The following is a 26,029-nucleotide window of genomic DNA, read 5'->3' on the forward strand; positions in this document are numbered from 1 at the left end:
GTTATTGGTTACTGGTTATTCGTTATTTTATTGATGCCAGGACTCTGCTCTTGAGCGTAAGATTCATTGGTAAAATAGTAATGGCTGTGCGGTTCGTTTTTAGCACTTACTCCATTCACCACTAAGCCCAGAACGTGCTGGCTTGATTTCTTCAATAGCTCCTTGGCAAAAGCCACAGTACCAGAATTCAGAACACCAGGCCGCACTACCAATAAAATCCCATCTGCTTTATTCCCCAGAATCAGAGCATCAGCAGCAACATTCAGAGAAGGAGCATCAATAATTACTGCATCATAAGTAGCCGAAAATTGCTTAATTAATAAAGTGATCCGCTGTGAATCCAAGAGAGCCATTGGATTAGGCGGAATCACCCCGCAAGTGAGCACATCTAAATTATCCATGACTTGGGCGATCGCATCGCCAAACCCAGCTTGTCCGACTATCACATTGCTCAAACCTACTTGATTGGGAAGCTCCCAAATCCGATGTTGAACAGGACAGTGCATATCCGCATCTACCAGCAAAACCTTCCGTCCTAATTGAGCTATAGCTACAGCCAAATTAGCCGATACAGTAGACTTGCCTTCTTGCGGTAGCGAACTACTGACAACAATGACTTTCAGCTCTTTATCAGAACTCAGGAACCTCAGATTTGCCTGAAGCATTCGGTAAGCAGCACTGCTCGAAGTATGAGGAGTATCTCTCACAACAATCTGTCGGGGAGATTGTTCTAAATCCTGCGAAGCAGACTTAAGTCGCCAGGAATTGCGCCGAGGATTTTTTTCAGACTTTCTATGGAAAGGAATCACTCCCAACAAAGTAAACCCAAATAATTCCCTCGCCTCTTCAATAGTTTTGACCGACTTATCTTGAGATTCTAAAAGCAGCGCCGCAGCTATACCCAGCAGAGTTCCCAACAAGCCGCCAGCTACCAGCAATAAAGACTTGCGAGAACGGACTGGTTCCTCCGGAACACTCGGCTTTTGGATAATCCGAGCATTCCCCACTTGCTGATTTTCAGTAATCCGAATTTCCTGGAGTTTTTTTTGCAATTCCTGATAATCAGCTTCGGCTTCTTGGAGTTTTCTTTCTAGTTCCCGCTTTTCCTTCTCTAGCTTCGGCAAAACTTTTACCCGCTGCTTGTAGCCAGCTAGAGCATTTGATAGAATAGTAACTCGCTCAGCCAAACCCTGGCGTTCTACATCTACCTTGATAAATTCTTCGATCAGTTTGGGTTTCACCTCTCCTATCTGTAAACTTTGATTTTGCAACGGCTGTTGCCCCCCTAAAACTTGTTGTATTTGTTGGTCTAGTAAAGCTTTCATCGTAGCTTTCTTAGTTTCTAACCTAGTGATTATAGGCGAATTTTCCTGGTAGCGATTTTGCTCAATTGCTAACTGCCGCTCTATTTGTTTGTATTCTTTGAGAGCTTCCTGCACAGTGCTAGATTGGCTGAGGGTGCTGGCGGTCAATGCTTGCTGGGGATTCATTTGTAATTCGTCTTCAAATGCTTTAGACTGAGCCCGGGCCTTGAGCAAATCCGACTTAGCTTGGTCGATTTGACTTTCTAGTTCCGCCATAACTGCCACTGCTGATTTAGCTTCTTCTTCAAGATTGACCACTTTATTATCTTCTTTAAATTTCCTCAATTCTGCAGCTGCTTTCCGCATAGCTTGGTCTGACTTAGGCAGCTTCTTTTCAATAAACTGTCGAACAGACACAGCTTCTAAGCGATTCACTTTTTGATTGTTATCAATATAAAACTTCATCATGGTTTTTACGACAGCGGCTGCTATCTCCGGGTTTTTATCTTTGTAGGAAACCGTGAGGATATCAGCGCCCTTAATAGTAGCTACTGTCAGATTTTTAAAAAAATCTTTTGTTTTCAGATGATTATTTTCTTCGTCTTTTAACTGAAGTATATTTATAGTTTTTTCGACAATTTCGACTGAACGAATCAGTTCGATTTCCGTTGTCAGAGGGTTGCTTTGTTGCGCCGCAGGAGTCAACTCTCCGATTTCTTTACCCAATTCTGTTAAAGCAGATCCAGGAGTTGTTTTCTTAAATAACAGCTTTCCTTCTGCCATATAAACTGCTTTTTCCTTCAGCGTGCTGTAGGTGGCGAGTGCAACAACCGAGGCACATACTGCTAAGGCTGGCAGCCACCTGCGCTTCAGAATCTGCCAGTATTCCTGAAATCCGATACCACTTTCAGTTGATTCCATCAGTTACTCCCGAAAAATGATTTTTTGTAAACTCTAACACCCTAGGGCGTGTTTTTAAACTATAACCACAACAGAATGCAGGCGATCGTAATCATGGCTGTATAGTTGGCAGCCAATTTCTCCTATCCGGTAGCAATACGTCTCCTTTTCATGAGTCGGTTGATAGCAGATTCAACTATATTGCGTTGAGAGTAGATTTCACGGCTAAAAAGACGGCGACGTAGTTCATTTGAAAGTCGTGGAATCGTAAAACGGATACCGGGCGCGACTTAGATAACTACGGATGGGACGACGTGCGATCGCCTTTGTCTCCTACGACTCTTTCAGGGGATTGACGCGGACGACCTGCACCAGAATGCGCTTACTGCTCCTTGTTCCATCAATTGTTCTAAAAAAATTGACTCGTTAGGTTGACAAGCTACTCAGAAGAAAAGTTATAGGTTTACCTTTACCCTCACTTTAACGTATCTGTATTTTGGTACTAAAACCACCACGAGAACGGCCTAGTTTTTCCTGTGATTCGCCTCCTTTTTTCCACCATAGCCGAGGGTTGGCGGGCACGAATCACAGTTCGATCGACGTAATGAACCGGATAGTGTAGCTTTCGGAGTTGATCCGCATCGGCTTGTAGACCTTATAAGACTTGTTTCCTTCGATCGGCTTTTTGCCACCGATAAAACCGTGTTGCCACCCTGAACCCACTTACTATAACGTTTTGGCTGGTCTCGCCACGGAGTCCCGGTTCTGAGTATCCACAGAATGCCATTGACAACTTGTCGATGGTCGTCACGCAGGCTGATCGGTTTTGGGTTGGAGCGGTGGTAGTAGCGGTTTTAACTAATCCCACTGTTCCGTACTTAAGTCTCCAAGGGTTCCTCAAGACTTCCTGCCGGAGCACGCCTATTTTCGAGGATACAACGAGGCAAGAAAACACGCCCTAGGCTTTTAAACTCATTATTGAGGATATCCATTTTATCACTTAAGTCAAGCACTGTCATGGTTTTAACACATATATCGTTGGCCATCCCCCTAGAGAAATATTTTTGGGTGAAATTATGTAAATAATTGTAAAGTTATGAGCGATCGAACCAGTAGTAGGAGAAGATAGAAGCAGCAATAAGGTGGCATCTATAAATTTTAGCTAAAAATCCTCTCTAAAAATAAATTAAGAGACGGGACATATTCTTGATAATCTCTCCTTAACCATAATATCACTTGAGTTAGGCCCGACGATTAAAAGGTTGATTAATTTAAGGGGAGAGGGTGGTATAAAAAAATACCTCAGCATTAGGGACTCGATCTAGTTACTGTAAAGTTGTTGTCTAATAGCGTCGGAAGAATATGATCAGAAAAAAAATTAGCAAAGTGTTGGTGGGATTAAGAACCCGTCATTTTTTGATAATCGATGCAATTTGTTTTGCGATCGCACCGTTACTGGCCTTGGCAATTCGTTTAGATGGCATATTGAATCTGACTCCCTACCTACAGAGCCTAGCGGTAGTTACAGTATTATTTTTAGCACTAAAGCTTACAGTATTTTATGGCGGCGGCTTCTACAAGCGTTACTGGCGGTATGCGGGCCTGGAAGAAATGGCACAAATAACGATGCTGATAGGTATATCCCTAGCAGGGGAAATTATCTTGTTCCAAGAACTCTACCAGCTAAATAATTCGCCGATCGCCAATCTGCCACGATCGCTGCCGCTACTAGACGCTATGATCAGCTTTTTGTTAGTGGGGGCGATTCGTTTCAGCATTCCAGCCCTGGAAAGATGGAACCAAAAATCGTGGAAAGTTCAGCAACGCGATCGCGTCCTGATAGTCGGTGCGGGCAGTGCAGGCACATCTCTGATGCAAACGATGCAGAGGAGTCCAGAGGTAGGACTCGATCCAATCGCTTTCATAGACGACGACCGCAAAAAAATCTCCAAGCAGATTGGCAAACTGACTGTAGTCGGCAATCGCTGTAACATTCCGGAAGTAGTTCGATCGCTAAATATCGACAAAGTTATGATTGCCATCCCCTCAGCTCCGGGAAAAGAGATTAGGGAGATCGTAGAAATTTGTCAGTCAATGGGAATTCCAACCAGCACCCTCCCCGGCATCAATGAAATCATCAACGGTCGTGTCAGTTTAGGTAGCCTCAGAGAAGTACAGATTGAGGACTTGCTCCGCCGCGAACCCATTCAAACTGATGTTGAGAAAGTCTTGGGATTGATTGGAGGCAAGAAAGTTCTAATTACCGGTGCGGGTGGCTCCATCGGCAGCGAACTTTGTCGGCAAATATTAAAGTGCGCTCCTGCGGAAATCATCATCGTCGGACACGGAGAAAATTCTGTATTCAACATTCAACAAGAATTAGGAAAAGCCCTGTCAGAACTCAAAAAAACCAGCCAAACCCCAACAGATATTACTCGCGTGACAGCCTTTATGGCCGATATTCGCTTTCGCGAGCGCTTAGAGTACGTTTTTCTAACAATGAGACCAGACATCATTTTTCATGCGGCCGCTCACAAACACGTACCCATGATGGAATTAAACCCGCCGGAAGCGATTACTAACAATGTGCGGGGGACGAAAAATCTGCTGGATCTGGCATTGAAATACAATGTGAAACAATTTGTGATGATTTCCACCGACAAAGCGGTGAATCCAACTAGCATTATGGGAGCTAGCAAAAGAGTTGCCGAAATGCTGGTGCTGCAAGCAGCCAAAAAAAGCAAAAACCCATTTGTAGTGGTTCGTTTCGGTAATGTTCTTGGCAGCCGCGGTAGCGTCGTACCTACTTTCAAGCGACAAATTGCTGAGGGCGGGCCGATCACAATTACCCATCCAGATATCACTCGCTATTTCATGACAATTCCCGAAGCAGTTCAACTGGTTTTGCAGGCAGCAGTCATCGGCAATGGCGGGGAAGTTTTCATGCTTGAGATGGGAGAACCAGTCAGAATTTTTGATTTAGCAAAAGATTTGATTCGGCTCTCAGGATATGAAGTGGGCAAAGACATAGAAATCGCGTTTACAGGGCTGCGGCCGGGAGAAAAATTGTTTGAAGAGCTGTTTATTCCGGGCGAGAAATACAACCGCACTAAACACGAAAAAATTCTCAGTCTTGGCAATGCCAGCCGCCTAGTGAAAGAAAATATTGACCAGGAAGTAGAAGCCCTTTGTCAAGCGAGCGATCGTAATGATGCGAATTTAATTGTCTCAATGCTACAGCAGTTAGTGCCTGAGTACGTACCAGGGTATTCAACCGCCAATTTGCACGCCAATACAGCCCAAAAAACAACCGAGACGGCCAAGATTAGCAGTGCAGCATCTGTTCAGTTAGAGAATAATTTGCGGGTGGCTCTTGCCAATGAGGAGTTTCGGATTCACTATCAGCCGATCGTCTGCCTGGAAACTAATAAGATTAGTAGTTTTGAAGCGCTGTTGCGCTGGCAGCACACGAATCGAGGTTTGCTTTGGCCAGACGAATTCCTACCAGCGGCAGAAGAAACCGGCTTGATTGTTCCTATTGGCGAGTGGGTACTGCGGCAAGCTTGCAGCCAGATGCGGATTTGGCAGTCGCAATTTCGTCTTAACCCTCCTTTAACAGTCAGCGTGAATCTGACTAGCAAACAGTTTTTTCACGCTGACTTAATTGAGACGATTGCCAAAATTTTGAAAGAAACAAATCTCGCTGCTCCGAGTTTGAGGCTAGAAATTCCTGAATATGTTGTGACGGAAAATTCCGAGTTGGCTGGAGCTGTTTTTCTCAAACTTAAAACTTTAGGTGTGCAAGTACAAATCGACCACTGTGGTCTTAGTGATGTATCATTAACTCACCTTTACCAATTGACGCGGCTGAAGTATGGGAAATTTGACAGTTTGAAGCTAGATTGCTCTCTAGTCAGCGGGCTGGATGCTAGCAACCCCAACTTAGAAGTTCTTCATAAAATTGTTGCAATCACTCAGGAGTTAGGTATGGGCATGATTGCCACAGGAGTAGAAACGAAGTGGCAAATAGCTCAGCTAAAATCCATGAAGTGCGTCTACGGGCAGGGATACTTTTTCTCGAAGCCTGTAGAAGGTGCTGCGGTAGGGAAATTGATGATGGCTAAGAGTGCGAAAAGTTAAGGGGGCATTTATGAATAACTTTGAAATGGGAAATACACGATAGAGAATCCACCAATTAGCAAGCAGGTAATTAGCTACTAATGCAACAGTTGAAACCACTAACATTACGCCGAAATTTTTCATGGACTTTCACTGGGCACCTCGTTTATGCGGCTTCCCAGTGGGGGATGTTGGTGTTGCTTGCTAAATTGGGCAGTCCTGAAATGGTGGGTCAATTTACCTTGGGCCTGGCGGTTACAGCACCTGTGATCATGTTTAGCAATCTCCAATTGCGTCAGATCCAAGCAACAGATGCCAAAGGGGAGTATGTTTTTAGCGATTATCTGGGTCTGAGGTTAATTGCAACCGCGCTAGCACTTTTGATAATTGCCGGAATTACGCTCAACGCTGGATATCGGTGGGAGACTTCGCTGGTGGTTTTGGCGATCGCCCTGGCAAAGGCTTTTGAGTCGATCAGCGATGTGTTTTATGGCTTGATTCAACAACACGAACGGATGGATCGAATTGCGATCGCCTTGATGATTAAAGGGCCTTTGTCGTTATTACTTTTAGGCATCGGAGTTTCTCTGACTGGGAGTGTTGTAGGGGGAGCGATCGGATTAGCAGTTGCGTGGGGTTTAGTCCTATTCGGCTGGGATATTCGGAATGGTAGATTAATTTTAAATAATTCTTCGCAGGGGAGAGAGCGAGAAGATTTATTAGTGGCCGATGCTGAACCTGAAAACAGCCAAAATCCCTTGTACCCGCGCTGGGAGGGAAAAACTTTGGGAAAGTTAGTTTTGCTGGCTTTACCTCTGGGTTGGGTGATGATGTTGATTTCGCTGAATACTAACATTCCTCGATACTTTATCGAGCGGTATTTGGGCGAACGGGAACTGGGGATTTTCTCTGCAATATCTTACCTGATGGTTGCAGGGAACATGGTAGTCAGTCCCCTAGCGCAGTCTGCAAGTCCGCGGCTGGCAAAATATTATGCAGCGGGAAATAGCACTGCTTTTCGCACACTTTTGCTCAAGCTGGTGGGGATTGGCTTGATGTTAGGTGCGGGAGGCGTTTTTGTCGCTGTTGTTGCCGGCCGGGAAATCCTAACTTTACTCTATAAACCGGAGTATGCCGAGCGGGCAGATTTGTTCGCGTGGCTGATGGTGGCTGCGGGTATCGGATATGTGTCGTCTTTCCTGGGCTCCGCGATGACGGCAGCTAGGTACTTTCTGGTGCTAATGCCTTTGTTTGCTTTGGCAACAGGGACTTCTGCGATCGCTAGCCTCTGGTTAATTCCAACACAGGGAGTGCGAGGGGCAGCGATCGCGCTGGTTATTTCAGCATTAATTCAATTGGTTTTCAGTTTTGGTGTTACTTATCATGCCATATACAAACTCCGCAGAGGTAGTTATGAAACTTGACTCAAAAGCATTTTCTTATATTGATGGAAAATCTTTCAGCGATGTATTTGCACTCTCGATAGAGCAATTAGGTCGCATCCGAGAAAGAATGGAATTTGTTGAAGATATAGTAAAGGGGAAAAGTGTGCTTCATATTGGCTGCCTTGACCATGTTCCACTCATTGAGTCCCGAATTCAATCTGGTATTTGGTTTCATCAGCGCTTGACTAATATTGCATCAGAATGCTTGGGGATTGATATTAACCAAGAAGGTATTGACTTTGTTCGAGAAAAGTTTCATGTCTCTAATATTTACTTTGGAGATATAATTTCTCCTGATAAAAATCAAAGAATTATTTCTAAATACTGGGATTACGTGGTTTTAGGTGAGGTTTTAGAACATATTGATAATCCTGTTTATTTTCTCAACCAATTTATTTATAATTATGGAGACAATATTGGAAAGATTGTTATCACTGTTCCTAATGCTCTCAGGTTCAGTAATATTCGACGGGTCTTTAAAAACGTAGAGGTTATCAATTCCGACCATAGGTACTGGTTTACACCCTACACAATTTGGAAAGTGGTAAATCAAGCTGGGCTATTTGTTGATACAATCCAGTTGTGCACAAGCGCTCACTCAAACAAATTTTTCAAGGAGCAAATTAAAAATATAATATTAGCACGATATCCTTTGCTGGCTGATGGTATTGTAATTATTTGTCACCCAAAATAGAGTTGAGGGATTGAGAGGTTGAGAGGTGCCAGCATCGCGCTGGTTATTTCAGTATTAGTTCGATTGGTTTTCAGTTCACGTGTTACTTATCATGCCATATGCAAACCCCGTAGATGCTCTGTTGACGAAGAATCAAATACTCTCTGAAAAACGCGATCGCCGTCCCCTACGCATTCTCCATGTCGTCGGTGGCATGAATCGGGGCGGGATTGAAACTTGGCTGATGCACGTTTTGAGACATATCGATCGCGATCGCTTCCAGATAGACTTTTTGGTTCATACCACTAAACCCTGCCCTTACGATGACGAAGTTCGCACTCTTGGCAGCCAGATTATATCTTGCCCTCGCCCATCCCAACCGTTGCTTTACGAGTCTAATTTTAAACGGATTCTCCAGAAAAATGAATCGTATGATATTGTCCACAGCCACGTTCAGCACTTCAATGGTTACGTTCTCCGGTTAGCAAAGCAGGCTGGTGTACCCATCCGCATAGCCCACAGCCATAACGATACCTCTGCGGTAGAAGCTAAGGCTAGCCCAACGCGAAAATTGTATTTGAATTTAACGAAATGGTTGATTTCTAGCCATGCCACGATCGGTTTAGCTGCCAGTCGCCCATCTGCCCAATCTTTGTTCGGTTCCCATTGGGAAAATGACCCGCGCTGGCGAGTGCTTTACTGTGGTGTCGATTTGACTCCTTTTAGCCAATCTGTCGATCGACAAGCAATACGCAATCAATTGGGCATTCCTGCCGAGGCTTTTGTGATCGGTCATGTTGGTAGATTTGAAGAACAAAAAAACCATGACTTTATCTTAGATATCGCTGGTTTGCTAGCTAAGAAAGATGCTGACATCCGCTTCTTATTGGTGGGGGATGGCCCCTTGCGGGCGCAGATGCAGGAAAAAGTTCATCAGATGAATTTGAGGGATCGCGTTATGTTGGCAGGCGTGCGATCGGATGTTCCTCAATTGATGGTTGGGGCAATGGATCTGTTCCTCTTGCCCTCCCTGCACGAGGGACTACCTCTCGTCTTGATGGAAGCGCAAGCTGCTGGTTTACCCTGTATCTTTTCTGATGTTATTACTCAAGAAGTAGAGGTAGTTCGGCCATTGATGCAACGACTTTCCCTTTCCAAAACTGCATCGAAATGGTCGGAGGCGATCCTAACTACTAAAAAAGCCAAACCGAAAATTCCCCAAACCGAAGCTTATCAAGTGGTTGAGAAAAGTTCGTTCAATATTCATAATAGCGTTAAACAATTGGAGGCACTTTACACAGGAGCGATCGTTCAATGAAGTTAAAAACCCAAACTAAATCTGTTATACCTAACTCTACGGCTATATCGTCATCGCAGTTACAACGCACAAAATGGTTGTTTTTTGGTTTATGCTGTTATTTGCTCTCCCAAAGTTTCACAGTCCCGATATTACCGATAGGGCCTTGGGCACTTTGGCCTTGTTTTTCTGATTTAGCATTCTTTTTCATTATCTTCACCTTTATCCGATGTCGTCGATATACTACCCCTCTATCTCTGCCAAATAAAAAAATATTTTCGATTTTTATAATTATTTTGTTGGGAATCATCCTATCCTATCTTTGTTACTTGGCTACTGCCGAACCCAATGCCGTTGGTCCTCCTTTTGGCGCTTTCCAACTTTATCGCTTAGTGCAATACTTTAGTTCATTTTGGTTAATTGCTCGTATTCCATTAACACCAGAGCGACTTCAGAAAATGAGGCAAATTGTTGATGGTGTACTAATTTTTGTTTGCTTGGGAGTTTTCTTAACCTATGCTGGTGTAATACCTCTCTCATTAATCACTGCCCATTTACCGAAGGTGGGAGCTTGGCAATACTATGGTAATGTTGGTGAGATTGGCACTAAGGGTTTAGGTTTTGTCGGTTACAACCATGCTTATGTTGCTGCCCAAGTAATGATGCTTCTGATTTTGAGATTGCACTTAGGCAGCAGTCAAAAAAAGGATATATCTAACACTACTTTCCTTATTCTTTCTGCACTAACTGTATTTATCAGCGAGTCTCGTTCTGGATTCGCAGCTATCCTATTTTTAGTATTACTTTATTTGGTAACCAAACCATTTTATGTTTTAATAATTATTAATATGGCATGGATTTTACCTGTACTGGCATCTGCTTTAGGGTTGAAAGGTATTGAGCTAAATTCCTACGAAGGCTCAATTATCGATCGCCAATTAACCGTGTTCCAAGCTAATAACACTGACAATTTAAGTGGAAGGGATGAAAGATGGGCTGCTCACCTGGCTGCATTAGATGACAATCAAGTTAGTTGGATTGTCGGAAATGGTTTTGGTTCGGCGATCGATCGAGGCGACAATGCCCATATGCTTTATCTACAAATTACTTCCGAAACAGGTTTGATAGGTGTGGGCATATTTGCCATATTATTTGGGATGATTCTCTTCTATTTGTATAAGATAGAAATCAAAGAAAAACCTTTTTTATGGGGAACAGTTACTTTTTTACTTACCGCTGTTAGTCAAGAAACTTTTTATCCCGTACCCGCTCTAGGTCAGTTTCTCGGACTTTATCTCAGTTCGGTAGCAATTGTCCTGAGAACTCCTTATTTACTAGAAGAATCTTTACCTAACTCCAAAGGCTTAAGCGAAACAATATGAGCAAGCGAAAAAACTGGTATAAAATCTATACATTGGTAGCATTATTTGTGGTAATGCTAGTAATAAGTGTAGCAATTACAACAAATAATAATTTAGCCTGCTCTTCTCAAGCAGCCACTATAAATCAATCGTTAAAAAATAAGAGCGTAAATATTGTTAACGGTATCACCATAGTTAATGGTAAACCATTTTTCCCGTTCGGATTTTATCACGTTTCTTGGAAATCAAAACCAGAAGAATTAATCAAAGATATGCGGGATATTGCAGCGGCTGGATTCAACACGATTCATGCTTCCGCAACAGAAGTTAATAGTTACGATCGATTTTTGAATGAAGCGGAGCGCCTTGGGATTTATGTTGTGAGCGAACAAGGGATTGGGTTAGTTAATATGGTCAATTCCTTCAAAGAAAAACCTGCGGTTTTGGGTTGGAATATTGCGGATGATGTTGATAATGGTAAACTCGTTCCCCAAGAAGTGTTAAAATTTCACCAACAAGTGAAATTAAACGATCCAAATCATATCACTTATATCAGCGGTTATTCAAATAAAATTAAAGAATTTGCCAGTTGTGCTGATGTAATTGCCATGCAGTCTTATCCTATTGGTAACGGAGATGATGAGATATCATTAACCTACGATCGGGTTTCCCTTGTCCGCGATGCAGTTGCTCCATACCAGAAGGCTGTTTATGCTAACGTACAAGCTTTTGCTTGGCGAAGAAGAAAACAAGGAAAACTCCGTCCCCTCCGCATCCCAACTTTTGATGAAGTGAGAAATATGACCTATCAAGCCCTGTTAGCAGGTGCAAAAGGAATTATTTACTACACTTATCACGATACAGGTTGGCATCTACCATCCCACCCGGATTTGTGGGCAAAAATGAAGACTTTAGTGCCAGAAATAAAAACCATTGATTCCCTATTGTTAGAGGGAGATATAAAAATAATTGATGTAGGTATAGAAAAGGTAATAGCTGGAATATGGACTTATCAAAACAAAGCATTAGTGATAGTAGTTAACCGTTCTTACGATCGCCAAGAAGTATCGGTCGCCATCCCATCAAAAATTACGCAACTCAAACGTATGTTTGAAAATAATCCTGACAATCTAGCATTAAACGGCACTCGCCTATCTGGCTCTCTTAAACCTTTAGATGTGGCAGTTTATCAAGCAACTAAGGAACTTTAGATTCGCTCGTTCTTTTATGGCCTATCATTCCCTAATTCAAATGCCCCTAGCCCCTTTCTTCCCGCTATGAATGTTGTCGTAACTGTGGAATATCGCTTCGATCGCACGCCAGATGGCAAGGTATGGACGCAAACAACCTTCCCCTATTCCTTTTGGACGCGATACTTACAAGTATTCGATCGCGTGCGTGTCGTAGCCCGCGTGCGAGATGTCCCAAATGTGCCTTCCGACTGGAAACAAGCAAATGGAGAAGGAGTTGACTTTGCGGCCATACCTTATTACATTGGCCCTTGGCAATATTTGCTCAAGGCATGGCAAGTGCAGCGCAGTGCCAGAAATGCAGTCAAACCAAACGATGCGGTAATATTGCGCGTTGGTTCTACGATCGCCTCCCCTATCCAATCCATGCTACACAAAGCGGGGCGTCCTTATGCCGTGGAAGTAGTAGCAGACCCTTATGATGTCTTTGCACCGGGGTCGGTAAAACATCCCCTGCGCCCGTTTTTTCGCTGGTCATCTCCCCGAAGACTGCGGCGGCATTGTAGAGAAGCAGCAGCAGCAGCTTATGTTACCAAAAACGCTTTGCAGCAACGATACCCTTGTGCTAACTTTTCCGTAGGTGTATCAGATGTAGACATTCCAGAACGCACGCTGGTTTCTTCCCCTCGTGTACCTCGTCAAGAAGGCACATTTAATCTAGTTTTTGTCGGTACGCTCGCTCAACTTTATAAAGCACCCGATGTGTTGATCGATGCAGTTGGGGCTTGCGTGCAAGAGGGATTAGACCTAAAATTAACTTTGATTGGAGATGGCAAACATCGATCGGAATTGGAAGCTAGAGCCAAATCCCTTGGCATAGAAGAGCGAGTATCTTTCCTGGGTCAGTTATCTGGTGGTGATGCAGTAATGGCCCAATTGGATCGTGCCGATCTGTTTGTTCTGCCTTCCCACCAAGAAGGTTTACCGAGAGCAATGGTAGAAGCAATGGCGCGAGCATTGCCTTGTATTGGCTCCACAGTAGGAGGCATACCGGAATTGCTACCCCCGGAAGATATGGTGCCCCCCGGCAATGTAACAGCATTGGCAACTAAAATTCGCCAAGTAATAACCGAGCCCGCTCGTATGGCCAAAATGTCAGCGGGTAACTTAGAAACAGCCAAAGAATATAGAGATGAAATTCTCGAAAAACAACGGATTGAATTTTATCGCCACGTCCGGGAAATCACAGAAGTATGGTTGAGGCAAAAAAAATGACCCGCCTTTTAGTAGTAACTACGATAGCAGCAACTCTCCGCGCTTTCCTGTTGCCTTTTGCTTACCACTTCCGCAGCAAAGGTTGGCAAGTAGATGCAATGGCTCAAGGTGTTTCTAAATCCCCTGAATGTTTACAAGCTTTTAACCGAGTTTGGGAAATCGAATGGTCGCGCAATCCCTTAGATCCTAAAAATCTGATCCTTGCTCCACAAGCAATTCGAGAAGTAATGGCACAAGGGAACTACGATATCGTTCACGTACATACTCCTGTGGCTGCTTTTGTTGGCCGATACGCTGTTAATAATTTAAGAAAGCAGGGGAAATGTAAGGTCATTTATACTGCTCACGGCTTTCACTTTCATCCAGGCGGAAAAGCCTTAAAAAATGCTATTTTTCTAACTTTAGAAAAAATAGCTGGGAATTGGACAGACTATTTAACATTAATTAATCGCGAGGATGAGTTAACAGCCAAGAAATATAATATTTTGCCCCCAGAACGTATTCGCTATATGCCAGGAATTGGTGTAGATTTAAAATATTACAACCCGGATGTTGTAGCAGAATCAGAGGTAGGGCGAGTGCGTCAGGAGTTGGGAGTAGCTGAAGGAACTCCTCTGTTTTTGTGCGTAGCTGAATTTATTGCTCGCAAACATCATCGAGATGTAATTCAAGCATTTGCCAAGTTGGCTAGACCGGAAGTACATTTAGTATTGGCCGGTCGTGGACGACTATTAGAGGAAATGCAGAAATTAGCATCGGATTTGGGAGTCAAAAATATAGTACACTTTTTAGGTAGGCGCGATGATATTCCTACTTTAATGCGAGCTTCAGTAGCAAATATCCTAGCTTCCGAACAGGAAGGTTTACCTAGAAGCGTTATGGAGTCTTTGTCAATGGAAATTCCTGTAATTGGTACTAAAATTCGCGGTACTCAAGAATTACTAGAAGGAGGTTGCGGTCTTCTGGTAGAAGTGGGGGATATAGAAGGAATCGCAAAAGCAATGGCTTGGGTGTTAGATCGTCCTGAAGAGGCTAAGACTATGGGCAAGCAGGGACGAGAACGGATGGCTGCTTACGATGTGAGCCAGGTGATCAAGCTACATGAAGAACTTTATGCTGAAGCTTTAGCTTAGGAAGGTATAATATTTTGTTTACAGGAAACGGTTGATAATTTATCTGCGGAGAAATCTTTTGTTAGTTATTCACTAAGAACACACTAAGAACCATGACTAATTACCAATTACCAAGCACCAAACCGACCAAGTTTGTGAAGTTTCTATTAGATAGAATGTTCGCGGCGATCGCGCTGCTAATTTTATCTCCCGTGATGCTGATAGTAGCGATCGCTATCTATATTCGCATGGGTAGACCAATTATGTTTATGCAATCCCGACCGGGGAAAAATGGTCGGATTTTTAACTTCTACAAATTTCGCACCATGACCAATGACTGCGATTCTGATGGCAATCTTTTGCCCAGTAAACAAAGGCTTACAGCCTTTGGTCGCTTGTTGCGTAAAACGAGCTTGGACGAACTTCCTCAACTCTGGAATGTTTTCATAGGCGACATGAGTTTTGTAGGGCCTCGACCTCTACTGGTAGAATACTTAGATCGCTATAGTCCCGAACAAGCACGTCGTCATGAAGTAGAACCAGGTATTACTGGCTGGGCGCAGGTTAATGGGCGCAATTCTATCACTTGGGAGGAAAAATTTAAATTGGATGTGTGGTATATAGACAACTGGAGTCTCTGGCTCGATCTGAAAATTCTTTGGTTAACAGTAATCAAAGTTTTCAAGCAAGAAGGAATTAATCAGAGCGAAAAGGTAACTATGCCTAAATTTCTTGGGAATCAAAATCGTAATTAAGAGGTATTTTATGAGCGAATTCAACATCCTTTTTACAAGTGCAGGAAGAAGAGTATCCCTGATCCAAGCTTTTAAGAAAACTTTAAAAGATATGGGATTAACTGGTAGCATTGTGACTGCTGATTCACAAAATAATGCCCCAGCTTCTTTTATCAGCGATTTCAACGAGCTAGTACCTCGTGTAAAAGACCCAAACTATATCAGTATTTTAAAGGAAATTTGCCAAAAATATGATATAAAACTGCTCATTCCCCTGATTGACACAGAACTAAATACCCTAGCCGTTCATAAAGAAGATTTCCAGAAATTAGGTGTAACTATTGTTGTTTCATCAATTGAAACTACAGGCATTTGCAATGATAAAACGAAAACTTACGAGTTTTTCAAAAAAATGGGATTGCCAACTCCAGAAATCTTAGATGCTGATCAGATTTTAGCTGACTCTCAAGCTAAATATCCTTTTTTGCTTAAACCGGCTGATGGCAGTGCTAGTGTGGGAGTGACAAAAATAAAAAATGCCAAAGAATTGGCTTTTTTTAAAGATTATATCCCCAATGCTATTGTCCAGGAATTGCTAGTAGGAGAAGAATATACGCTAGATATTTTAGTTGATTTTCAAGGACAGGTACGCTCAGTTGTACCTAGACTACGCATAGAAACAAGAGCGGGAGAAATTAGTAAAGGAGTAACCGTTAAGAATTCAGCTTTAATTGCAGCGGGCAAGAAAGTTGTAGATACTTTACCTGGTGCTTTAGGCTGCATTACCGTTCAATGTTTTCTGCTTCCCAATGGAGATATTAAATTTACTGAAATTAATCCTCGTTTTGGGGGGGGATATCCTCTTTCTTTTGCAGCAGGTGCTAACTTTCCACGCTGGATTATCGAAATGATTTTAGGCAAAAATCCAGAAATAAGCATTGATGGTTGGCAGGAAGATGTTGTGATGCTTCGCTATGACGATGCGATCTTCTTAAGTCAGGAAAAAATGGGATTGTGAGTTTAAAGTATAGGTGGTAAGCAGAGAAATGAACTATGAATAACAAGCAATTACCACTTATCAAATTCAGCAGATTAATTAAGTGGTTATTCGATAGATTGGGTGCAGCGATCGCCCTTTTGGTTTTCTCTCCTATACTGTTGATAGTTGCGATCGCTATCCATATCCGCATGGGTAGTCCAGTTGTTTTTACCCAAGCGCGTCCCGGCAAAGACAGTCGCATTTTTAAAGTCTACAAGTTTCGCACCATGACGGACGATCGCGACGCCGAGGGTAATTTGCTCCCCGATAAGCAACGCCTTACATCCCTCGGTCAATTCTTGCGTAAAACCAGTCTGGACGAACTTCCTCAACTCTGGAACGTTCTCAAAGGCGACATGAGTTTTGTTGGCCCAAGACCGCTTTTGCCCAGATATTTACCTTATTATTCTGACCGAGAAACAAAGCGGCACGATGTACTTCCAGGCATTACCGGATTAGCACAAATTAACGGTCGGAATAACCTATTCTGGGATGAAAGACTTGCTTTTGATGTGTACTACGTTGAAAATTGGTCTTTATTTATGGATGTAAAAATTTTGGTTAAGACAGTTGAAAAAGTTCTGCGAAGAGAATCAGTTGCTGTAGTCCCCAGTAAAATAATGAAGGACTTAGATGATGAAAGAAAACAGTGCGATCGTTAGACAAGCTTTACCATCGGAAAGTTGCCGTATAGAAATACTACATAAAAAGGCTTTTCCCAAAGATTTTCTATGCGATTGGATATTCTTAAGCCCTCTAGTATCACGATACATTAGTAAAGTGATAGAAGAAGGCGATTTTACTCAAAAATATCCCGAATTTTTTACAGTAAATTTAGCAGGTAATCTAGCTGGATATGTAAATGCTAAAATTTATGGGGAATCCTTAAGTATAAATTATTTAGCTGTTGCTCCTGAATTTCAACGCCAAGGTATAGCAAAACAACTGTTAGCTTATCTCCTGGAAGAATGCCAAAATCATCACATCAAAAAAATTAGTTTAGATGTGGATATCAATAACGAAGCAGGTTTAAGTTTATACAAACAACTCGGTTATGAAATCAAGCAGTCCAAATTTTTATACGAAATACCAATAGATTACTTTGGCACGCAAAAATGCTCGTTTGAAGTGAAAAATTGGCTGGAAGCCGAAGCATGGCAATATAGCTATGGCTTCTCCTATATAATGCTGTCTGTTAATAATTCAGGTCTTCTCAAAATTGGTAGGCTGGGCAACGATTACTGGCGCATACCCGATTACAGTTGTCTAAAAGACGACAGGTTAACCTATGCTTTAAAATCAATCGAGCCAAATCGGCTCAAGATTTTTGTTAGATCCGATCGCATAATTTCCGATCTGCCAAATCAACCCATAAATTTTTTGAATCTGCAAAAAATTATCTAAATATGGATATACAAATTGTAAATTTGTCAAGTAGTTGGTGGATTTCTACCCTGCAAAAAATATGCCATGATATTTATCATTGGCCAGAGTATGTAAATTTAGAAGCAAAAAGAACTGAATATAAGCCAGAGGCTATTTTAATAGTTGATGATGAAAAAATGTTCTTTTTGTCCTATCTTGTGCGCCCGTGCGATCGAGTATGGGAAGAGAATATACCAGAAGTATTTGATGTGGTATCACCTTATGGCTATCCGGGAATTCTGTTGAACGAAGCTGCTGCTACACCTGAGTTTGTGAATTCAGCAATAAATGAGTTAACGCGGGTGTTACGCGCCAAAAAGGTCTGTTCGGCTTTCTTTCGGCTGCATCCTATACTTAATGAAGGGTTAGACCAAATATTAAATCCAGATATTTGCCAAATCACTGGAGAAACTGTCTCTATTGACTTGCGAATTTCTGAAGCCGAAATGTGGCAGAATACTAGACGCAATCAGCGACAGTCAATAACTAAGTGCAAGCAGGCCGGTTTTACAGCAAAAATGGTGCCAGTTAAGCTATATATCGATAAATTTATCGAAATTTATCAAATAACTATGCAGCGCGTAGAAGCTGCAGAGTATTATTATTCTTTCAACTTAGAGTATTTGCTGAATATGGCAGATGCCTTTGGGGAAAAAATGCACCTATGCCTGGTTGAATTTCAGGGGGAAATCGCCAGCGGTGGTTTATATACAGAATGTTGCGGTATCGTTCAGAGTATCTTTACTGCCACGCAAAACAAATTTTTAAAACAATCTCCTAACAGCTTACAAATAGATTATACTCGATTATGGGCAAAAGAGCGCGGCAATGAAGTCTTACATCTGGGAGGTGGAGTTGGAGGCGAAAAAGATTCTCTTTTCCATTTCAAATCAGGGTTTGCCAACCAAAGGCACAAATACTTAACGATGCGCTTGATTGTCGAAGAAGAAAAATATAATTATCTGGTCAGATTAAGGAGCAAATATTTAAAAATTGAGCCTAAAGAACTCCTAAAGTCAAACTTTTTTCCAGCCTATCGTTCTCCCAACAGCAGATAAAATGACCAAACAAATTCTCCTTTCAACACCTCACATGGGTTCCCTCGAACAAGAGTTCGTCAAAGAAGCCTTTGATACCAACTGGATCGCCCCCGTCGGCCCCCATGTGGATGCTTTCGAGCAAGAATTCTGCGAGGTAGTTGGCGCTAAACACGCAGCGGCTGTTAGTTCCGGAACCGCAGCTTTGCATTTGGCTTTACAATTAATTGGTGTCGGTTCGGGAGATGAGGTTTTTTGCTCGACTCTGACTTTTATTGCAACTGCTAGCCCGATTACTTATCTTGGCGCAAAACCAGTTTTTATTGATAGCGATCGCACTTCTTGGAATCTCAACCCCGACTTGTTACGAGAAGCACTTGACAAACGAGCAAAAATTGGTAAATTACCCAAAGCTGTTGCGATCGTACACCTCTACGGTCAAAGTTGCGATATCGACCCAATTCTAGAAGCTTGCAATGCTTATGAAATTCCGCTAATAGAAGATGCGGCCGAATCTCTAGGGGCTAGCTACAAAAAGAGATCGCCTGGAACCTTTGGTAAAATAGGCATTTTCTCATTCAACGGTAATAAAATTATCACCACTTCCGGCGGCGGAATGTTAGTTTCCGATGACCAAAAACTGGTAGAAAAAGCTCGTTTTTTGGCAACACAAGCCCGCGACCCCGCTCCTCATTACCAACATTCAGAAATTGGCTACAATTATCGTCTCAGCAATGTTTTGGCGGGAATTGGTCGCGGTCAATTACGGGTTTTGGAAGAGCGAGTGGAAGCTAGACGGCGCAATTTTGACTTTTACAAACAAGCTTTAGGAAACTTGCCGGGAATTGAATTTATGCCGGAAGCTTCCTTTGGACGCGCTACTCGCTGGCTGACTTGTTTAACGATCGATCCGGCCGCTTTCGGTGCAGATAGAGAACAAGTTCGCCTCGCACTTGCTCAAGAGAAAATAGAAGCGCGTCCGGTTTGGAAACCTTTACACTTACAGCCAGTATTTGCTGATTGCGAATGTATGGGCGGTGCGGTGGCGGAAGAGTTATTTGAGTACGGGCTTTGCTTGCCTTCTGGCTCTAATTTAACTGATGAAGAGTTAGAGCGGGTGACAAGTGCGATCGCCCAAATTCACAAAGAAAATCGATGATCTAGCCGAAGGAAGTTCGGCAACAGATTCTCTAACGGATGTAACGGAGGTCAGGAAGAAGAAAGATGCGATCGCTATTAGATCCCCGACTTTTTCAAGAAGTTGGGGATTTGGGTATTTTATCTTTTGATTAATTTTCTTGCCATTCTTGCAGGGCGATCGCAATTCCTTGTTTCAATCTCGGTTCGAGATTGTCTTGTTTCACTAAGCTTTCTAATTGCTGCCTGGCCTCGGCAGCACCTAGCTGTTTGAGCGCTGCCATGCAGTGTAGCCTGACGCTGCTGTCTGCGTCGCCCAACATTGAAATCAGAGCATCTAGCCCTCTCATATCTCCTAATTTTCCTAAACCTAAAGCTAAAGATTTTTTGCTAACTGCCTCCTGCACGGCCGGATGATCGGTTTTCAGCAAATCAATCAGAATTTCAGCAGCAGCAGCTTTTAATTCCGGCTTTTCTACCCGCCCTAAAACAGTGACTATCTCTTGATAAACAGTAGAATTTATGTGAGTAAATTGCGCCATTAATGTCTGATGCAAATATTCTAAAGCGGTTGCAGTTTCCATCCAGCTTAGGGCGCGCACAGTTTCGATTTGCAATTCAACGGGAGTTATTGGCGATCGCAACAATTCAAATAAAGCAGCCGCTGCAGCATCGGTTTTTACTCGCCCGATCGCGATCGCCGCTTGCTGACAAACTTCTAATCGGATGTCCGAAAGCAAAGGTTTGAGCAAGTTAACTAAATCGAATTCTGCATCTAAATAGGCGCGCACACCGAGAGCTCGCACGGCTTCTTTTCTGACTGCTGTCGCCGGATCTTTGAGTGCTGCTACCAGTACCGGCGGAATGCGGGAATCGTGAAAGCTGCTCAGGGCCTCGATTGCGTGCGCCCGCACCGCAACTTGAGAGTCTGCGACTACGCTCAACAGCGGCGGGATGGTTTCGGTGCGCCGAATTTGGGCGAGTGCTGCTGTGGCAAACTGTCGCGAGTCTTCTTGGAGTAGGAGAGTTGCGAGGGATTCTATGGCTGTCGGGCCGAAATTCCCTAGGGTTTCGGCGGCGATTTGGCTCAATTCTTCGTCGGAATTTTTGACCAATTCTACTAAAGCTTGAATCACTTCCGGGCGATCGAACTTTCCGAGAATGCGGGCGGCGAACCACCGGGGCTCGGTGTCAGCGTCTTCGTCTTCGAGTACGGCAATTAAAGGTGCGATCGCGCCATTTCCCAGATTGGGCAATACTTTAGCAATTTCCCAACGATCTTGAAAATCGCCCCATTCTAAAGCTTCTATTGCTAAACTGACAGCTTGCTCTAAAATGTGTTGTTCCTGCGGCTTGCCGGCTTTGGCTGTCACTTGCTGCAAGCATTCGACTAACCCTGGCCAGTTTTGGCGATCGGCAGCGACTTGCGCTTTTTGTAAAAAATTATACATGATTTTAAATTAAGTTCGATCGAGAAGCGAGGTTTTTTGCTGCTAGGTCAGAGCGGGAGGGAACTACTTTGTACGAATCTTTTGCTACAATTATCCATTTTTTAACATTTTTGTCAATCCATCATAACTGGTAAAATGGAAGTAAAGCATTAATTTGATGTAGTTAAGGCATCAAGCTATACTTTTTGTCATTAAAAATACGCAATATTCCTAATTAAAAATTAACAAATGAAGAAAGCTCTACTTTTAGTAAACCAGCACTCCCGAAAAGGGCAAAAGCTATTATCTCAAGCCACTGTAGAATTAGAAACACTGGGTTTTGAGTTAATGGTAGAATCTACCGACCACGCCCACGAACTTTCCGACACTATTCGCCGCTACCAAAATCGAGTCGAATTAGTAATAATCGGCGGTGGCGACGGCACTCTCAACGCCGCCATAGAAGGTTTGATAGACACGAAGTTACCCTTGGGTATTTTGCCGATGGGAACAGCTAACGACCTAGCCCGCACTCTGGGGATTCCTACAGATTTATCAGCAGCTTGTCAAGTAATTGCCAGCGGTAAAGTTCGGCTAATAGACTTGGGTTGGGTTAACAGCCAATATTTTTTTAATGTTGCCAGTTTGGGACTAAGCGTGGAAATTACCCAGCGGCTGACTAAAGACGTAAAGCAGCGCTGGGGAGTGTTAGCTTATGCTTTTACTGCTTTGCAGACAATTTTTTCAGCGCGACCGTTCCGAGCACAAATTAAGATCAAAAACCAATCTTTTAATGTTAAAACTATTCAAATTGCCATTGGCAACGGCCGCTACTACGGCGGTGGCATGACAGTTGCCGAGGATGCCACAATCGACGACAAGCGACTGGATTTGTACAGTTTGGAAACAAAAAACTGGTGGGAAATTATTGCTTTGCTGCCAGCTATGAGGCAAGGAAATCATACCAGTTGGCCTAACGTTCGCGCCTTGCACGCTCAAGAATTTGAGGTGAATACTAGCAAACGCCGTCCGATTAATACCGATGGTGAAATCACAACTCACACCCCTGCAAAATTCCGAGTGATTCCCGAAGCTTTAGCAGTTATAGCTCCTTCATAACTCACAACTAATATATCAGTTAACTGGTTCCTAGGCTCCAGCCTGGTAACGAGTAATTTTCTTGTGGAACAAGCCAGAGAGGCTGTTCACTTAATAATCGCCTCCAGCGCCATATTGCCACGCTTCAACTAATCGGTGAAAATAGTATTGCTGTTCCGGTGCTAAATTTTTTACCTGCGGTTCTACGGCTTTGCCCAAAGGCTGCAATCCCGTATAAATTCCTAAATTTAGATAATGAACCATCCAATCGAGCAAATTAGCTATTCCTACCTGCGGGATGATTTTCATAACTAATCCGGGATGGCTAATTGCGGTTTTAAACAGAGTTTGTGACAAAGCCGGAAACAGCACGATATCCTGAAGAAACGGTTTGAGTACCGGTTCTCCCAACTCTTCCATTACCTGAAACACGGCCGCCAAAAGTTGATTGATTTGATTGGGGTCTATTTTTTGATTAATCGCAGCACTCATCGAACGCTGAAACAACCAGGTGACAGATAGATTCGGCTGATAGGGTTGCAAAAGTGCCAGGGAATTTTTGCTGAGACTGTCGCTTGTCAAAGCTTCGTCAATTCCTAGAGTCAAGCGTTTGAGGTGGCGCACCATTGCGCCGAAACCGCCGAAGCTGAGGGGAGATTGGCTACCGCTGCTGTCTCCGACTGGGAGTATGCGATCCCAAGGCGTTTTTAGAGGACTTTGGCGATAGCAGGGGAAAAATCCGTAAAGTGCTCTTTGGAATTTTAACTGTTCGAGTTCGACGTTTTGATACTGGGGAAGCAAGCGCAAATAGTCTTCAAATAATGTTTCTAAACTGAATCTTTCTGTGTCGGCGTCTATGTAGGTAAATAAGTAGGTTGTGCGGCCGTCTCTGGCTGGAAATGCTTCCCAAAAATATTGGCACTGATTTTGCATTGGGGTGAAGGATGCAAATATATCGCCAGTGTCGTTTTTGGGGTATCCTTGAGCGCAACTGCCGACTACTAAACATACGGCGTCGGGTTTTTTGCCTTGTCTTGCTTGGCGCACAATGGGCGAAAAATGTCCCATTGCGTCTAATAATAATCTGGTTTTAAATAAATTTGTAGCAGGTTGTGTATCGGTATTTGCAGATTCTACCAAGACTCCATCCGGGTGAATGGTTGCTGTTTTAAATGGTGTATTTTCAAATAGCTTTCCTCCCGCTTGGAGGAATCGCTGCTTGAGGGTTTCTAGGAGGTAAACTGGGTCGATTCCGATGTTGAGTACGTCGCGCACCCAAATGTCTGGGGTGTTGGCAAAGCTGATGCGGGCTGGGTTGTATTCGGTGGCGATCGCCTTTTCTATCTCTTCAACAGAGAGCAAATTTAGTTCTAAGAATGCGTCTAATTCTTTGCGAGAAATGTTCCATTCTTGCTCGCGGCCTCGCAGGGTGCCGCGTTCGAGCAGGGCTACTCGCCAACCCCGCACGGCTAAGGCTGTACCGATTAATATTCCTAGGGTTCCGCCGCCGATAACTATGTCGAAGTCGAGGGTTTCGAGGGGTTGTTGGCTGTGTTTGACTGCTTGGGGTGCTGGTGCGGTGTTTTGTTTGAGGTTTTCCCAGAGTCGATCGACTTTTCTCAGGCCTCCGAGGGCGTCTCCTGGCAGTTGGGAGAGGATTTGTTCGGTGAGGGACATCGGGTTTTAGTATTAAACAGTGGTTTATCTTTTATAATTTAGCTTAGATCAACATTTCCGACAGTTTCAGGGCTTACGCATGGGGTGGCGAGAAACCCGGTTGCTACGAATTTGGGGCTTATACCAATTCACTAGGAAGGTACACTAAATACAAGCTAAAAGTAGAGGAGGGCAAATATCGCCAACAAACTTAAGGTAGAAAGCCCGGAAACAGTTGAGCAACTAGAGCATCGGCTCGATCGGGCTAGCACAGCAGCTAGTAAAGAAAAAATGCTGTTACTATACTGGATTGCTACCCAAAAAATATCGAAAGAAGTAATTCTTGGATGGAAAGGTGTAAAAGTCTCGTTAAAAATTTTGAAAGAACTTTAGCTCATGCTACATTAAAAATTAACCTTTGTTTTGTGAGGCTCATGCAGAAAAGATTAGCGGCGATCGCCTAAGCTCACTTTAGATCCCCAATGAGTCCTATAAGCCCTTACAACAATTCCAATATTTTCTATTCAATCTCAGGAATTATAAGATCGGCAGTCTTAGCAATCTCTTGATATCGATCCATCGCTGCACTTAATACTGATCTGCTATAAAACCAGGGTTTTGCGAGAATTCCTTCTAGCAGTTTACGCCACATAGGATATTTCTCCTCTGGCATCAAAATTTCTTGTAATAATTGATTCCAAGCCACCTCTTCTTCATCTGTTTTGGGTTGCTGTAAGTTCTCCCAGATTAGATTTCGGTAATTGACATTCTCAACCGGATAGTTTGACGACAAAGTAAGAAGAGTAATACCTATCAGACGACGTTTGCTGTCGTCATCATTAATAAAACTCATTCCTAAACTTGAATCTATGCGAATAGATTTTAACCCGTTAAATTCGTTTTTTCTAGAACCTGGATAGTGTTCTATTGAGTCTATAACAGCTTTTAAAAGAAGTGCGCTTCCTACACAAACAGCTTCTTCTTCGTGGTGCGTTAACGATTGCAGGACGGATAGATATTCGGATGAAAATTCACCGAATATAGCAGGAATAAGCCAAGGTATTCTAATTTTCCAAAGTTTAGTAAGTGGCAGAATTTTAAACAAACGAGGTGCTATTTTTTGTAGATGAGTGTCATAAACCAACAACTTGAGGAAGAGAGTAGCACTTAGCTCGGTAATGGCAAATTCTGAAGATTCCGAGTAATTGTCAAGAATTACTTCTAAGAGTTGTCGTGCCTGTCCTATTACAGCTAGATCAGACGGCCACGGGAATTTAAAGATAAACCACAACGGTCTCTTTGGTTTATCACCCTGTTTTATGGCATCTGTGGCAGTAGTCAGTAACTTTTTAATTTGGTCAATGGTATATTCATTTTGCCGAGAACCTGAATAGCCATAGCCAGAGTAAACGGTAATGTATGCTCCTACCAACTCGTCAACAGTTAGGCCCATTGATTCGGCTAACGGCTTTAACTCAGGTAGAATTTCATCCAGTCCAATCAGAGCTTGTAGTTCTATGATAAGCCGTTGTTTTTGCGTCTCATCTGATTGTTTCAAATACTCTTGAATTGTCTCTACTACTTGGCCAGCAATAGATATCTGAGTCTCACCATCCAAGAATGGTAGCAACAGATTAACCGCATCCTGCCCTTTAACTTTTTGTCGCTCGACAGCGAGAGCTAAAAGAGGCCAGGTTTCTCTTAAGCCAGAATAAAAGCAGGGAGCATCCCGGTTTTGTAAATATCCGAATAAGTGTAAAATAGTTAAAATCAATAAAAGCGTCAAAAAAAGTCGAG

Annotated in this window: 20 protein-coding genes; 15 read left to right on the forward strand and 5 right to left on the reverse strand. The window is 43.0% G+C overall.

All coding sequences use genetic code 11. The features are described 5' to 3' along the window. Window positions 1-8: 8 nt before the first annotated feature. Entirely contained in the window at window positions 9-2,225 is a 2,217-nt protein-coding gene (locus QUB06_RS19640) for a polysaccharide biosynthesis tyrosine autokinase (RefSeq protein ID WP_333436677.1), read from the reverse strand. 503 nt (window positions 2,226-2,728) lie between these two features. After that, the gene (locus tag QUB06_RS34730) at window positions 2,729-3,025 is read right to left on the reverse strand and encodes a transposase (protein ID WP_445251404.1); all 297 of its coding nucleotides are present in this window, start codon (window positions 3,023-3,025) and stop codon (window positions 2,729-2,731) included. A 541-nt stretch (window positions 3,026-3,566) separates the two neighbouring features. Here QUB06_RS34730 and QUB06_RS19645 point away from each other — a divergent pair. From QUB06_RS19645 to QUB06_RS19710, 14 genes are all read left to right on the forward strand, one after another. Further along, the gene (locus QUB06_RS19645) at window positions 3,567-6,344 is read left to right on the forward strand and encodes a polysaccharide biosynthesis protein (RefSeq protein ID WP_333436678.1); all 2,778 of its coding nucleotides are present in this window, start codon (window positions 3,567-3,569) and stop codon (window positions 6,342-6,344) included. Between the two features lie 80 nt (window positions 6,345-6,424). Continuing rightward, window positions 6,425-7,747 (forward strand): oligosaccharide flippase family protein, encoded by a 1,323-nt coding sequence (locus QUB06_RS19650; RefSeq protein WP_333436679.1) that lies wholly within the window; start codon window positions 6,425-6,427, stop codon window positions 7,745-7,747. Continuing rightward, window positions 7,737-8,462 (forward strand): methyltransferase domain-containing protein, encoded by a 726-nt coding sequence (locus tag QUB06_RS19655; RefSeq protein ID WP_333436680.1) that lies wholly within the window; start codon window positions 7,737-7,739, stop codon window positions 8,460-8,462. The genes QUB06_RS19650 and QUB06_RS19655 overlap by 11 nt, the downstream gene beginning before the upstream one ends. Before the next feature lie 91 nt (window positions 8,463-8,553). Next, window positions 8,554-9,759 carry a glycosyltransferase family 1 protein gene (locus QUB06_RS19660; RefSeq protein WP_333436681.1) on the forward strand — a complete coding sequence of 402 codons (1,206 nt, stop codon included), beginning with the start codon at window positions 8,554-8,556 and terminating at the stop codon, window positions 9,757-9,759. Continuing rightward, entirely contained in the window at window positions 9,756-11,120 is a 1,365-nt protein-coding gene (locus QUB06_RS19665) for an O-antigen ligase family protein (RefSeq protein WP_333436682.1), read from the forward strand. The genes QUB06_RS19660 and QUB06_RS19665 overlap by 4 nt, the downstream gene beginning before the upstream one ends. Continuing rightward, on the forward strand, window positions 11,117-12,310 hold the full coding sequence (locus QUB06_RS19670) for a hypothetical protein (protein WP_333436683.1): 1,194 nt from the start codon (window positions 11,117-11,119) through the stop codon (window positions 12,308-12,310). The genes QUB06_RS19665 and QUB06_RS19670 overlap by 4 nt, the downstream gene beginning before the upstream one ends. Window positions 12,311-12,376: 66 nt before the next feature. Beyond that, window positions 12,377-13,564, forward strand: a complete 1,188-nt coding sequence (locus tag QUB06_RS19675; RefSeq protein WP_333436684.1) for a glycosyltransferase family 4 protein — start codon at window positions 12,377-12,379, stop codon at window positions 13,562-13,564. After that, window positions 13,561-14,697 carry a glycosyltransferase family 4 protein gene (locus QUB06_RS19680; protein ID WP_333436685.1) on the forward strand — a complete coding sequence of 379 codons (1,137 nt, stop codon included), beginning with the start codon at window positions 13,561-13,563 and terminating at the stop codon, window positions 14,695-14,697. Before QUB06_RS19675 ends, QUB06_RS19680 begins: the two co-directional genes overlap by 4 nt. 92 nt (window positions 14,698-14,789) lie before the next feature. After that, complete coding sequence (locus QUB06_RS19685) at window positions 14,790-15,431, forward strand: sugar transferase (RefSeq protein ID WP_333436686.1); 642 nt, start codon at window positions 14,790-14,792, stop codon at window positions 15,429-15,431. A 10-nt stretch (window positions 15,432-15,441) separates the two neighbouring features. Beyond that, on the forward strand, window positions 15,442-16,428 hold the full coding sequence (locus QUB06_RS19690) for an ATP-grasp domain-containing protein (RefSeq protein ID WP_333436687.1): 987 nt from the start codon (window positions 15,442-15,444) through the stop codon (window positions 16,426-16,428). A gap of 35 nt (window positions 16,429-16,463) precedes the next feature. Further along, window positions 16,464-17,111 carry a sugar transferase gene (locus tag QUB06_RS19695; RefSeq protein WP_333436688.1) on the forward strand — a complete coding sequence of 216 codons (648 nt, stop codon included), beginning with the start codon at window positions 16,464-16,466 and terminating at the stop codon, window positions 17,109-17,111. Continuing rightward, complete coding sequence (locus QUB06_RS19700) at window positions 17,083-17,853, forward strand: GNAT family N-acetyltransferase (protein WP_333436689.1); 771 nt, start codon at window positions 17,083-17,085, stop codon at window positions 17,851-17,853. Before QUB06_RS19695 ends, QUB06_RS19700 begins: the two co-directional genes overlap by 29 nt. Window positions 17,854-17,855: 2 nt before the next feature. Further along, entirely contained in the window at window positions 17,856-18,932 is a 1,077-nt protein-coding gene (locus QUB06_RS19705; protein ID WP_333436690.1) for a GNAT family N-acetyltransferase, read from the forward strand. 1 nt (window position 18,933) lies between these two features. Beyond that, window positions 18,934-20,070 carry an aminotransferase class I/II-fold pyridoxal phosphate-dependent enzyme gene (locus QUB06_RS19710; protein ID WP_333436691.1) on the forward strand — a complete coding sequence of 379 codons (1,137 nt, stop codon included), beginning with the start codon at window positions 18,934-18,936 and terminating at the stop codon, window positions 20,068-20,070. Between the two features lie 130 nt (window positions 20,071-20,200). On the opposite strand, the gene QUB06_RS19715 is transcribed toward QUB06_RS19710, so the two are convergent. After that, the gene (locus tag QUB06_RS19715) at window positions 20,201-21,499 is read right to left on the reverse strand and encodes a HEAT repeat domain-containing protein (RefSeq protein WP_333436692.1); all 1,299 of its coding nucleotides are present in this window, start codon (window positions 21,497-21,499) and stop codon (window positions 20,201-20,203) included. Between the two features lie 228 nt (window positions 21,500-21,727). On the opposite strand from QUB06_RS19715, the gene QUB06_RS19720 reads away from it, so the two are divergent. Then, complete coding sequence (locus QUB06_RS19720) at window positions 21,728-22,597, forward strand: lipid kinase (protein ID WP_333436693.1); 870 nt, start codon at window positions 21,728-21,730, stop codon at window positions 22,595-22,597. A gap of 90 nt (window positions 22,598-22,687) precedes the next feature. Here the strand turns inward: QUB06_RS19720 and QUB06_RS19725 are convergent, their stop codons facing one another. Both QUB06_RS19725 and QUB06_RS19730 read right to left on the reverse strand, forming a co-directional pair. Next, window positions 22,688-24,253 (reverse strand): FAD-dependent oxidoreductase, encoded by a 1,566-nt coding sequence (locus QUB06_RS19725; RefSeq protein WP_333436694.1) that lies wholly within the window; start codon window positions 24,251-24,253, stop codon window positions 22,688-22,690. A 499-nt stretch (window positions 24,254-24,752) separates the two neighbouring features. Next, window positions 24,753-26,029 (reverse strand): hypothetical protein (locus QUB06_RS19730; protein ID WP_333436695.1); only part of this gene is annotated, 1,277 nt, incomplete at its 5' end.

The sequence above is a fragment of the Microcoleus sp. D2_18a_D3 genome, from assembly GCF_036702455.1.
GTDB lineage: Bacteria > Cyanobacteriota > Cyanobacteriia > Cyanobacteriales > Microcoleaceae > Microcoleus.